Annotated in this window: 13 protein-coding genes; 3 read left to right on the top strand and 10 right to left on the bottom strand. The window is 51.8% G+C overall.

What is annotated here, in order from left to right; genetic code table 11:
- Positions 1–140: 140 nt before the first annotated feature.
- Positions 141–962 carry a nucleotidyltransferase gene (locus O71_RS17155; protein ID WP_007659380.1) on the top strand — a complete coding sequence of 274 codons (822 nt, stop codon included), beginning with the start codon at positions 141–143 and terminating at the stop codon, positions 960–962.
- Positions 963–1,035: 73 nt separating this feature from the next.
- Here O71_RS17155 and O71_RS17150 read toward each other — a convergent pair whose 3' ends face one another.
- From O71_RS17150 to O71_RS17135, 4 genes are read right to left on the bottom strand one after another with little or no spacing between them, the layout of a single operon-like run.
- A complete protein-coding gene (locus O71_RS17150) occupies positions 1,036–1,548 on the bottom strand; it encodes a DinB family protein (RefSeq protein WP_007659379.1) in 513 nt (170 codons plus the stop codon).
- 30 nt (positions 1,549–1,578) lie between these two features.
- Positions 1,579–2,064, bottom strand: a complete 486-nt coding sequence (locus tag O71_RS17145; RefSeq protein ID WP_051017802.1) for a GNAT family N-acetyltransferase — start codon at positions 2,062–2,064, stop codon at positions 1,579–1,581.
- A gap of 3 nt (positions 2,065–2,067) precedes the next feature.
- Positions 2,068–2,493, bottom strand: a complete 426-nt coding sequence (locus O71_RS17140; protein WP_007659376.1) for an EamA family transporter — start codon at positions 2,491–2,493, stop codon at positions 2,068–2,070.
- 13 nt (positions 2,494–2,506) lie between these two features.
- Positions 2,507–3,427, bottom strand: a complete 921-nt coding sequence (locus tag O71_RS17135; protein WP_007659366.1) for a phosphatase PAP2 family protein — start codon at positions 3,425–3,427, stop codon at positions 2,507–2,509.
- Positions 3,428–3,770: 343 nt separating this feature from the next.
- On the opposite strand from O71_RS17135, the gene pepD reads away from it, so the two are divergent.
- On the top strand, positions 3,771–4,847 hold the full coding sequence (pepD, locus tag O71_RS17130; RefSeq protein ID WP_007659364.1) for a beta-Ala-His dipeptidase: 1,077 nt from the start codon (positions 3,771–3,773) through the stop codon (positions 4,845–4,847).
- The gene (locus O71_RS24715) at positions 4,796–5,233 is read left to right on the top strand and encodes a M20/M25/M40 family metallo-hydrolase (RefSeq protein WP_202800238.1); all 438 of its coding nucleotides are present in this window, start codon (positions 4,796–4,798) and stop codon (positions 5,231–5,233) included. Before pepD ends, O71_RS24715 begins: the two co-directional genes overlap by 52 nt.
- A gap of 179 nt (positions 5,234–5,412) precedes the next feature.
- On the opposite strand, the gene O71_RS17125 is transcribed toward O71_RS24715, so the two are convergent.
- Genes O71_RS17125 through O71_RS25885 form a run of 6 tightly spaced genes read right to left on the bottom strand, consistent with a single transcriptional unit; the run spans position 5,413 to position 12,065 of the window.
- Positions 5,413–6,588 (bottom strand): ATP-binding protein, encoded by a 1,176-nt coding sequence (locus O71_RS17125; RefSeq protein ID WP_237717884.1) that lies wholly within the window; start codon positions 6,586–6,588, stop codon positions 5,413–5,415.
- A 25-nt stretch (positions 6,589–6,613) separates the two neighbouring features.
- Positions 6,614–7,186 carry a chemotaxis protein CheB gene (locus O71_RS17120; protein WP_007659359.1) on the bottom strand — a complete coding sequence of 191 codons (573 nt, stop codon included), beginning with the start codon at positions 7,184–7,186 and terminating at the stop codon, positions 6,614–6,616.
- Positions 7,186–7,650: a CheR family methyltransferase gene (locus O71_RS27500; RefSeq protein ID WP_369750980.1), complete on the bottom strand. Its 465-nt coding sequence runs from the start codon at positions 7,648–7,650 to the stop codon at positions 7,186–7,188. The genes O71_RS17120 and O71_RS27500 overlap by 1 nt, the downstream gene beginning before the upstream one ends.
- Complete coding sequence (locus O71_RS27495; RefSeq protein ID WP_007659355.1) at positions 7,626–8,015, bottom strand: chemotaxis protein CheR; 390 nt, start codon at positions 8,013–8,015, stop codon at positions 7,626–7,628. Before O71_RS27495 ends, O71_RS27500 begins: the two co-directional genes overlap by 25 nt.
- Positions 8,005–11,031 (bottom strand): response regulator, encoded by a 3,027-nt coding sequence (locus O71_RS17110; protein WP_237717883.1) that lies wholly within the window; start codon positions 11,029–11,031, stop codon positions 8,005–8,007. The genes O71_RS27495 and O71_RS17110 overlap by 11 nt, the downstream gene beginning before the upstream one ends.
- On the bottom strand, positions 10,965–12,065 hold the full coding sequence (locus O71_RS25885) for a nitrate- and nitrite sensing domain-containing protein (protein ID WP_007659351.1): 1,101 nt from the start codon (positions 12,063–12,065) through the stop codon (positions 10,965–10,967). The genes O71_RS17110 and O71_RS25885 overlap by 67 nt, the downstream gene beginning before the upstream one ends.
- Positions 12,066–12,102 lie beyond the last annotated feature (37 nt).

Raw genomic sequence — 12,102 nt, 5'->3', positions numbered from 1 at the left:
CAGTGCTTTATCAGTAAACCACTTACCTCAGTTTTAGATTAAGGAGTAGTACAATTTAGACTGTTTCTGACAGAGGCAGTCTTCAGGCAATGCTGTCTCCTGCTGAAGATTACATCGATCACAGAGCCTGAATTTGACACATGAATAAGCAACTGAATCATACAAAAGTAAAAACCGCCCAAGACCCGGTAAAAACTAAAAAAAAGACCGTTAAAGCAAAGCAGACTCTCCCAGGTGACGGCGAACTAACCGCAGAGAGCTTTTACAAAGAAGCGCTGAGCCTGCTGGTCAAGAGTGAGGCCAAATTCCTGGTGGGTGGCGGTCTGGCCCTTGACATGTACACGGGAATCAACAGGGCAACAAAAGACATGGATATTTTCTGCAAAGTGGGAGAGTGCCCCCGCATTCTCAAGACCTTTGCCGAAGAGGGTTACTATACCGAAATGACCGATGCCCGCTGGCTGGCCAAAGCCAAAAAAGGGGAGCACCTCATGGACCTGATCTTCAATAACCCCGCCAGCATGTGCCCGGTGGATGACCGTTGGTTTGAGTATGCCACGGAGGGCGAACTGTACGGTGTAAAAGTGAAATTTATGCCTGCCGAAGAGCTGATCTGGTGCAAACTGTACGTTCAGAACAGGGAGCGCTATGATGGTTCTGACATCAACCACATCATGCTGAGCTGTGGCGAAAAGCTGGACTGGAACCGTCTGTGGTCCTATACCGAACAGCACTGGCAGCTGTTACTGGCCCAGTTCATGAGTTTCCAGTTCGTATACCCATCCGATCGCGACATCATACCCCGCTGGCTAATGGACGAACTGCTGCTGCGGGCCAAAGAGCAGTATGATGTGGAACCACCAAAAGATAAGATATGTCGGGGCCCGTTTATCGACCAGACCCAGTACGGACATGATGTACGTGTGTGGGACTACAAGGCCCTTACCATGCGAACGATATAGCTGCTATACCTGCCGATAAGGTATAGCCAACAGAAAAACGCCACTGCAATGAGCAGTGGCGTTTTTTTATGAATTAAATTTTGGATGCCTGAGTGCTTTGCTCCTGTACCTGCTCTGAGGTGAGGCCAAAAATAGGGGGCGTCGGTATGCCCAGTATGCCCAGGTAGGTATAGATGTGCGCCCGGTGATGAATTTCATGCTCAATCAATGCGCGAAGCCATTTCCAGCACGTAATCTGTCCGCCTCCCGGTGTTTGTATTTTCTGCTGCAGGCCCTGGTCAGACAGGCTGCTGAAAATAGCGAGACTTTCCTGATGCTTTTCCCTGAAAAATGCCAGTACCTGTTCCGGATCATCCGCCAGTGCCTTGCCGCAACCAGTATAAGCAGCAGATCTGCCTTGCACGGTCTCTGCATACAGGTAGCGCTCTATGGCCGCAATGTGCCGGATCTGGTCCGCGAAGGTGAATTTACCCTCCCGGTAGGTCCAGTCGAATTGGTCGGCAGGTATACAGGCGATAACACGCTCAGTGCGCTGCCTGATCTTGCCGTAATAATCCAGAAAAGAAGGTATGCTGCTGATTTCCATGGGCTTTTTAGGCTGATTACGAGTTTCAGGTCAAAACAAGTTGCTGCGTCGCTCGAGCAATATGGTGTTGCGCCACACTCCGTGCAACTGGGCAATGCGGTCGCGGTAGCCGATCTGCCGGAAACCGTGCCGCTCCTGCATACGCAGGCTGGTGGTATTGTCAGCAAAAGTCGAGGACTGCAGTGTCCAGATACCGTTGGCTTCGCTCTCCTCAATCATGGCCTGCATGAGCCTATCGGCTATACCTCTGCCACGGTGGCGGGTGGCAATGTAAATGCTGAACTCAGCCACTCCCCGATAACAAGCCCTGGAGGAGACGGGCAGGAGCGCCACCCAACCCAGCACTTCCTCATTTTCAATAGCGACGATTCGGGTGTGCGGCAGGTGGTTGCGGTCCCATTCCTCCCAGGTGGGAACCTCCGTGTTGAAGGTTGAAAAGCCGGTTTGCAGGCCTTCACCGTAAATGCGGAGCACATCACAGGCGTGCCCCTGCTGCATTGTTGCAAGCTGTATCATCTTTTATTTCCAGATCAGAATCAAAGTTCCACACAAGATCACGCCCATGCCCAGCAGCAGACGCGGTGTGAGCGGCTCGTTCAGCAGAAAGTAGGAGAGGCCCACCGTGACCAGTATACCTGCCCGATCTATGGTAGCCACTACCGATACATCGGCTGTTTTGATGGCTTTGAAATAGAGAATCCAATAAACTGCAGTGCAGGCTCCTGCCAGTATAAACCAGGTGAGCGTTTTGTTATCGATCAGCCGGGCTGACTTGAGGCCACCTGCGTAGAGCGCATGGCCCAGCACCATCATAAACAACACCCCTGTGCGTATCACCAAAGCCAGATGCTCGTTGGCGTTGTTATTCATGCCCATCTTCGCAAACACCATTGCCACGCCCCCTGTGAGCATGGCAACGAGTGCGTATCCTAACCAAGATTCCATTATCCCTAAAATTTCAGGCTGCAATAGTACGACAGGTTTTACACTCTCCAACTACTTCGGCTCGGAATTTTTGCGCGGCTTTCGGCCTTATTTTTTTTGTGAGTTGATTAGCAGCCCTTACCTGTACTATTTCCGCTTTCATCGCTTCCAGGTCAGTGCGGAATTTACGGCTCTTCATCAGCTCTTCCACAAACTGGCGGGCAAATTCTTTACCGGCTTCTGAGTCGCTAGGGTAGTGCACGCCGCGGGTCTCTCTCGAGAAAGCCATCTCGCTGGCTACGCCCAGGAAGTGGTCTTTGTACTCCGGGAAAATATGACTTAGAATATAGGCATGCACGTGCGAAGTGGAAGAGTGTCCGCTAGGGTAGGAGGCGTGGCCCGGTGCTTCCAGGTTCTCCAGTCGGGCGTCCAATTGGTAAGGGCGTGGGCGGCTAAAGTCGGCTTTGAGCGAGAAGATGTAGTAAGTGGCATCCTGAATGACATTTTGCAAAACCTGTGTTGTTACAGGCAACTGTTTCGCATTGAACCAGGGACCCAGGTCGCGGCCAATGTAGAACAGGCTGTTGATGTTGCGGGTATAATCTGCATCAGCCGGATTGGTAGTCAGCGGGTCGAAGTATACGGCGGCCATGGTTTCAGTTCGGTTGATGGCTTCGGCGTTTCGGTTCTTTTGCAGGTGCAGCAAAAAGTCGAGTTCAGCTCGGGTTTCGGCAGAACTGTTGGCCGGGAAAGGCTTGAGCCTAAACTTGCTCACCGGCACATCCACGTATACCGTGCGCAACTTCAGGTAAGCCCCACGCTTAAAGTCTGCCTCGGGGAAGGTGATGTCATCCAGGGAGCGGATGGCTACATCAGCTTTATTTTCCTTAGCAGTTTTGTTGTTGGTATGCACGACCATAGCCGTTTGCGCGTTGGCTGCGAAGTTGGCAAACAAGCCGGTCTGTAAAACGAAGGAAAGGGCAAGCAGGGTAGAAGAGGAATTGACTTTTTTGGCCTCTGCCGCTTCGCAGCACTTGCCTGTATTTACTTGCTGCGTAGCAGCTCGTTTCTGCTGTTCGGCTTTTAGGTTTTCGATAGACTGTGGTGTTGCGATTGATAGATCGGTTCCATATGATGAATTGTTATTAGTGTTTAAGTTTCAAATTCATCAGGATGACGGGGAGGTGGGAGGAAAGACGCAAGGGTTTGAAAAAAAATTAAATTACCTTAGTGCCAACCAATATGTATGCCTGCATATAGGTATACACTAGCATTTCAATCAAAAAAGAAAACCATACATGAGCACCGAAGTAAGAGCACTCGAACCGAAAGCCCTCTGGAATAATTTTGCTGATCTGAACGCCGTCCCGCGTCCTTCTAAAAAGGAAGAGCGTGTGATCGCCTTTATGATGGAATTTGGTCGGAAACTTGGCCTTGAAACCATACAGGACGAGATCGGCAACGTCATCATCAAGAAGCCTGCCACCGCAGGTATGGAAGACCGCAAGACGGTGCTAATCCAGAGCCACGTGGACATGGTGCACCAGAAAAACGCCGACACCGATTTTGACTTCGACACGCAGGGCATCGACATGTATGTAGACGGTGACTGGGTAAAAGCCCGCGGCACGACACTCGGAGCTGATAATGGTCTTGGTGTGGCCACGATCATGGCACTGCTGGCCTCTACTGACATCGAGCATCCAGCCATCGAGGCGCTGTTTACGGTAGACGAAGAAACTGGTATGACCGGTGCCCTCGGCCTGAAAGGCGGTATGCTGGAAGCCGACATCATGCTAAATCTTGACACCGAAGACGATACCGAGCTGACCATCGGCTGTGCCGGCGGAGTGGACATCAATGCCAGCGGCACTTATCAGCCTGAAGGTATAAGCGGCAACATGAAAGGCTACAAAGTAAACATTAAAGGCCTGACAGGCGGCCACTCTGGTATGGACATTTACCTGGGTCGCGGTAACGCCAACAAACTGATGAACCGTTTGCTACACCAAGCTACTGAAAAAGTTGGCCTGCGCATCGGCTCTATCGACGGTGGCGGACTGCGCAATGCGATCCCTCGTGAGTCAGTAGCTGTGGTAGCTATACCTGCAGGTGAGGTTACGGCTTTTGAGAATTTTGTGGAAGAACTGACCGCTATTCTCAAAAACGAACACGCTACGACGGATCCGAATCTGGCCGTGACAGTAGAGCAGACAGAAGCTCCTGCTCAGGTTTTACCAGCCGACTATCAGAGCAAACTGCTGCGTGCGCTCTATGCCTGCCACAACGGCGTATATCGCATGAGCCGGATATTCAGCACCTGGTGCAGACTTCCAATAACGTGGCCCGTGTGTTGGTGCAGGACGGAAAACTGACCGTGCAGTGCCTTACCCGTAGCTCTGTAGACAGTGAGAAAATGGATCTGGCTGCAGCTATTCAAAGTGCCCTCGAACTGGCTGGTGCATCAGTACAACTGAGCGGAATGTATCCGGGTTGGATGCCTCGACCGGGAGCGGGTATTGTGCAGCTGATGAGCGACCTTTACAAAGAGAAGTATAACGGCGAAGCCCACGTGAACGCCTGCCATGCTGGTTTGGAATGCGGTATCATCGGTGCGAACTACCCGGAGATGGAGATGATCTCATTCGGTCCGAACATCCGTGGTGCTCACTCTCCAGATGAAAAAGTGCAGATCAGCTCGGTGCAGAAGTACTGGGATTTCCTGCTGGATACATTGAAGCGTATACCTGCTAAAGCGTAGAAGAAACCTGAAACAGAAGAGCCGCTCCTGCAAATGCAAAGAGCGGCTCTTCTGTTTTATTGATTTTATTTACTCACCCGCATTACCCAATCCACGGCTTGCAGGGCGATGCCGGTAGTTCCATGCTGCGTCTCAAGCTGAGTAGCAAAGAGCAGCTTGCCATGATCAGCTGTCGGTACTTACTGTCCCCTCAGATAAACCCTGAATTCGGAGCCCTTGCCTTGTTCGCTGTCACACTCAATTCTGCCGTCGCTGTTTTCCACTATACGCTTCACAATGGCCAAACCTACGCCAGTACCTTCCACGTGTGCATGTAAGCGCTTGAACATGTCAAATACTTTGTCCCGGTCTTCTGGTTTCAAACCAAGTCCATTGTCTTTTACACGGAATACAGTATAGGAGCTCTCGTGATACGTGCTGACCTCAATGATTGGCGGGCGTTCCGGTGAGCTATACTTGATAGCATTTGATACCAGGTTGTAGACGATGCTGCGAAGGTTTTTGCGGGAGAAAACCATTTCGGGGGCCTCCGAAAAGTCGGTATCAATCGTGGCGTCGTATTTTAAAATCAGATCCTGGATGTTGAGTGTAATGTCATCAATCAGCTCCTCGAACCGTACACTTTCGATGTTTGTTTCATCCTGGTGCTGCAGCTTGGCTACTTCTGTCAGGTCCATCAGGGTGTGCTTGAAGCGACTGATCGCATCCTGTATCATGGCCATGATGATGTTGAGTTCGCCGTGATCAGGCTCAGGTGTATCCAGAACCTCTTTCAGCGCAACTGCCAGTCCTTCTATATTATTGATTGGAGCTTTGAGATCATGAGAGGCGGTATACACAAAGTTGTCAAGGTCTTTATTTACGCGGGTAAGTTCAGCAGTGCGTGCTTTCACACGTTCTTCCAGCTCACGGTTGATTTCCTGGGTACGTTTATGCGCAAGCTCCACCTCTTTCTTCTGCAGATAAAAACGTACAAACGCCGCTACTTTTGCCTTGGTGATAGCAGGGTGCAGGGGCTTGAAAAGAAAGTCCACGGCACCGGCCTCAAAGCCCTCCATCACATGCACATCCTGCTGGTGGATGGCTGTGACGAAAATAATGGGGATATCCCGTGTTTTAGAAATATCGCGAAGGTAGCGGGCAACTTCATAGCCATTCATGCCGGGCATTTGCACGTCCAGCAGGATCAGCGCTATCTCTTCCTGCAACGCCAGTTTCAGGGCTTCTTCACCTGAGTTGGCAAACAGGTACTCCGTATTATCGCCTTCCTCAGAGAGCAGACTCGCCAGGCTGACAAGGTTTTCCTCCTTGTCGTCGACTAGCAATATCTTTACCGGGTGGGTAGCTGTAGGCAAGGTTGTTAGAGGTATGGTATCGTGGTCAGTGTCCATGTAAAGTTAGCAAATAAGCTTGTATGCGCTCAACATTCATGATACTACAGCCGGGTATGCTATTGATGGCTGCCAGCGGCATGGTGGCAATCTCCGCTTCGCCGGGATGCTGCACGATGGCAGTGCCCCGTTTCTCAAATATATACTTTAATCCTGAACTTCCATCCTTACTGGCCCCACTAAGTAGTATTCCTACTGTATTTTTCCCGAAAACATCAGCTGCGCTGGTAAAGGTCACGTCGATGGAAGGGCGGGAGTAGTTCTCCAGTTCGGAGGCATCGAGCGAGAAAGTATGGTCTCTTTCGAGCAGCACGTGGTAGTTAGATGGGGCTATGTATACATGGCCAGCCTCCAGTGGCGTTTTGTCATCGACTTCGACAGCTTTCAGCACCAGCTTCTTGTCGAAGAGCTCCTGCAGACTGCCTTCCTGATTGCGCAGACGGTGCAGCACCAGCACGATGGGGATACTATAATCCGCGGGCAGCCCTTGCAGTATCTTCAAAGAGGCCTGTATGCCGCCCCATGAGCCACCTAGTACGATCAGTCGGGTATTGTCGCGCATCAGGAGTTCTTGCGATATATGCGGTTGTTTTTGTCTACAAAGTTATACTTGCTGCTGATCTCTGACATGGCCAGTGTTTCCTTTTTGCCCAATGCCAGGTAGCCCAGGCTCACCAGACTCTCATCAAAAAGCTGGTAAACACGTTCCTGCAGCGCACGGTTGAAATAGATGAGTACGTTGCGGCACACGATCAGGTGGAACTCATTGAACGAAGTATCGGTCGCCAGATTATGCGGATAGAATACCACATTTTTGACAAGCGAGGAGTTGAACTTCACGCTGCCGTAGTTGCTGGTATAGTATTCTGCAAAATCGCGCTTGCCACCGGCCGCGTAATAGGCGGCGGTGTAGGCCGTCATATGCGTAGCCGAGAAGATGCCGTCTTTCGCCTGCCGTAGCACTTTCTGGTTGATGTCCGTGGCGTAAATCTTGGTTCGACTCAGCAGCCCTTCCTCCTCCAGCAGTATCGCCAGCGAAAACAGTTCCTCGCCTGTAGAACAGCCCGCGTCCCATACCTTAATGAAAGGTAGGTGGACAGAATCGGTAGTACGTTCTCACGCAGCGATTTAAAGAAAGTCGGATCGCGGAACATCTCTGTTACGTTCACGGTGACCTCCTGCAGGAAATTCTCGAAAAAGAAGCTGTCCGTGAACAGAAACTTGCGCAGTTCGTCGATGCTCTGCAAATGCTTCTGAGCCAGAAAACGCTTGATGCGGCGGTAAACCGAGGCCCGTGCATAGCCGCTGAAATCGTATCCGTACTGTGTGTGTATTTCTTTGATGAGTGCCTCTACCTCCAGCTCAAACAGCTCCTCGTTCTCAAGCTTCATACAACCATACGCGCATCAGGGTAAGCAACTTATCGGTATCCACTGGTTTAGGTATATAATCAGAAGCCCCGGCTTCTATGCATTTTTCTCTGTCTTCTTTCATGGCCTTCGCGGTGAGTGAAATGATCGGCAGTTGCTTAAAACGTAAATCCTTGCGGATTCGTTTTGTCGCTTCTATCCCGTCCATTTCCGGCATCATCACGTCCATCAGCACCATGTCTATACCTGACTCTGTGTCAAGTTTTTCGAGTGCTTCCCTGCCATCGTAAGCCGCTATGACCTGCATGCCGTGCATCTCCAGCAGACTGCTCAGTGAGTAGATGTTGCGCACATCGTCGTCTACCACCAGTATCTTCTTGCCGCGCAGCACCTCTTCCGGCACATGCAGCTTCATCTTGAACTCGTTGCCCGGCGGCAGCTTTTGGTTTACCTTGTGCAGGAAGAGCTGCACTTCGTCGAGCAGACGCAGGTATGAGTACTCGTTTTTGATGATGATCGTGTTAGCAAACTCCTTCAGCTTTGTCTCCTCTTCCTCACTCAGGTCCTTTCCGGAATAGATGATGATCGGGATGTCGCCGAGCTTGGTCTGCGACTTGATCTTCTTCATCCAGTCGTAGCCTTTCATGCACGGCAGGTTGAGGTCGAGGATGATACAGTCGACCTTTTGCTTAGCCAGCACCTTTTCGGCCTCTTCCGCAGAGTAAGCGGAGGTGGACTTGAGTCCGTGCGCCAGCAGCAGTTCGGCCACGGCTTTATTCTCGATCTCGTTGTCCTCCACGATCAGGATGTTCTCGATGTTTGCCCCGGACTTACTCACGATGGAGCCAAAGGCTTTGTTCAGCATCTCGAGCGTCACGGGCTTCGGCAGGTACTCTTCATTCTCGGCATGTTCGCCGATCACCTCCTTATCGTAAGCCGACATCACGTGCACATTGATGTTTCGCAGGTCTTTGTCTTCACGCACTTTTTTGAGCACATCCCAACCTGTCATATCCGGCAGTTGGATGTCGAGCAGCATGGCATCAGGCTTGTGCTCCAGCGCCATGCGCAGGCCGTCACGCCCTGTAAAGGCCTGGTGTACTTTGAAGTTCTTGGCCTTGGCAAAGTCAGCCAGGATGTCGCTGAATCCTTTGTCGTCTTCCACAATCAGCACGCAGATGTCTTTCTTGTCCTGACGCTCCATGTTGAGGAACACCTGGCCCATGCTCTGGCTCTTTTGCTGTGCCGCAGAGGTGCTTAGTACAGTGACAGGCTGTGCAGCAGGTGGGGTATAAGCAGGAGCCTGACGCTGCTCAGGTACGGCGGAGCCATTTGTTGCACCAAAAGGCACACGCGGCAGGTATAGCGTAAAGGTACTGCCCTTGCCTGGCTCACTTTCCAGCATCAGCTCACCGCCCAGCAGGGTAGCCAGCTCTTTGCTGATCGTCAGTCCCAGACCGGTGCCGCCATACTTGCGGGTAGTGGACGTGTCGGCTTGCTGGAAGGCTTCAAAAACCATACTTTGCTTCTCGGCAGGTATACCGATGCCTGTGTCGCGCACAGCAAAGGCTACCACATCCTGGGCGTCGCGCAGCTGCTCCGACTTAAACTTAGGCCGCTGCATAACCGGGTATACCTTGAACTCCACTTCACCGCCCTCGTCGGTAAATTTGATTGCATTGCCAATGAAGTTTTTGAGAATCTGCTCCAGCCGGAAACGGTCGGTCACGATGCTGTCGAAGGCACCCGGCACGTGGCGCTCCTTGAAGTTGATCTTCTTCTTGGCAGCCAGTTCTTTAAACATCGGCTCCAGGGACACGTCAGTCAGGCGCAGCTCTTCCGTCTCCAGCTTCACCATACCAGACTCGATTTTAGAGAGGTCCAGTATTTCGTTGATCAGCCTGAGCAGGTCATTACCTGATTTGTGAATGATCTGGGCGTGGTCGATCTGCTTCGTGGAGAGCGTGTTTTCGCTATTGTCGGCCAGTAGGCGCGACAGGATGAGGATACTGTTGAGCGGGGTGCGGAGCTCGTGGCTCATGTTGGCCAGGAAGTCGCTCTTATACTTGCTCACGGTCTCTACCTGCTGTATCTTCAGTTCGATGGCTTCGCGGGCATCCTCCAGGGCCTTATTCTTAGCGCCCAGTGCCTCGTACTGCTCCTCCAGCAGTTGCGCCTTCTCTTCCAGTTCAGCGTTCTTCTCCTGCAACTCCTCCTGGTTCACGCGCAGTTCTTCTTCTGAAGCCTTAAGCTCGGCATTGAGTTGGCGCAGCTCTTCCTGCTGCGTCTCCAGTTCCTCGGCCTGGTTTTGTGTTTCGTAAAGCAGTTCCTGCGTTTGCAGGTGTGCTTTCAGGGTATGGATGAGCACCGAAATACGCTCGGCTGCGGAGTCGAGCAGACGGCGCTGCACCTCCGTATAAGGTCGGCGGGAGGCCAGCTCCAGTGCGCCTATGATGGTGTTGCCAAAGTATAATGGGATGAGGATGACCGTTGCAGGCTCAATGTCTGAAAGCCCGGTGCGGATGCGCAGGTACTCTTCCTGCACTCCTTCCAGTACCTTCACCTTGCGTTCGGCCACAGCCTGGCCTACCAAACCGGTTCCAATTTCAAACACAGGCAATTGAGCCTTATTCTGTTGCAGGCCATGACTGGTGGCAGGTTCCAGTTTGCCGTTGTTGTTGTGCAGGTACAGCACACCGGCCTCTGAGTCGGTATAGTTGCAGAGGTAGGAGAGGGCATGTCTGGAGACTTTGTCCAGCGTGGTTTCGCCCCCGATCAGGTTACTCAGCTCGGCTACGCCTGTCAGCACCCAGTTACGATTTGCATTCTCTGTGGTGAAGTGCTCCAGGTTATTTTTCATGTCCCGGATGGCAAGGCTCAGCATATCCTCCTTGCTTTGCACCTCTATCTCCACGTCATACCGGCCCTCGCCAATAGCCTGCGCCACCTGCGACAGCGACACGGTTTTGTTCACCACCCCTCTGAATGAAGAGGCCACACTACCGATCTCGTCTTCGCTTTCAATATTAACCACCACGTCGGTGGCACCAGTCGGATGCGGTCGGCTGCATTTTTGAGTGTAGCCAGTGAGGTAGAAATCAGACTGATGATGAAATAGGAAAGGAAGCCTACGAGCGTCAGAATAAACAGCAGCGCTACAAACAGTACCTGCAGATAGCGCTCCTTGCGATTGCTCTCATCCTGTACCTGCTCTCTGATGTTTTGTATGAGGTGCTTTTCGGCCTGGCGAAGCGCCTCGATATTGGAGGTATACAGGCTGTAAACAGAGCCTGCATCAAAGGTGTTCAGATCTGTGTCCGGATTCTGTTCAAGTCGCTGCACAACAGCAACGGCACGTTTATAATCGTCCGACACTAAGATCTCCTGCACTTCGCTCACAGTGCCACGATCGGCGTAGCGGTAAAAGTTGTCCAACGCTGTCGTATGGCTGTTGTACTGCGTCATAAGGAGGGCGTAATCCTGATATGAGAATATGCCTTCCTGCATGGATTTCATCAGCAGACTACGCATGCGACCCAGGTGGATCTTGGCTTCGGAGAGACTTTTGAAACTGATCAGCTGGCGACTGATCTCGACGTTGCTAAGAGCTGTTGCACTGGCGTCCATGCGGTTAAGCATACTAAAAATCAGCTCATTGGAGTAGCGGCGGAAGTCGTCCACATCCAGGCGACCTTTGTCCAGGTCACTGCGGTACTTATTGATATCCTGCATCATGGAAATGGCAGGCAGGGTGCGGCTGGTCTCGCTCAGAAAATCTGTGAGGTCGAGCGTAGCAGCATCGGTCAGACTTCTTTGCGCACGTGCATCGAGCATGAAAATGGAATCGCCGGAAGCTGCCGCCAGTATACGGGCACGCTCGCGCTGAAAGGCGTGCAACAGAGAGGATATTTTTTCTGACTCGGTGAGCTGAGCAATCTCGTCCTGCAGCTTGTCATTCTCTTCGATTTCGCGCTGCACGGTAACAGCCACAAAATAGACAAGCGGAAAAAGGAGCAGGGCCAGCAGGAGGAGGAGTTTATCCCTGATCTTCAGGTTTCGGATGATGTTCATCGAGCGTGCGTAGGGTTAAGCAAGGGTGAATAAGAAC

The organism is Pontibacter sp. BAB1700, assembly GCF_000277005.1.
Taxonomy (GTDB): Bacteria; Bacteroidota; Bacteroidia; order Cytophagales; family Hymenobacteraceae; genus Pontibacter; species Pontibacter lucknowensis.
This window is presented reverse-complemented; position numbering and strand designations above follow the sequence as displayed.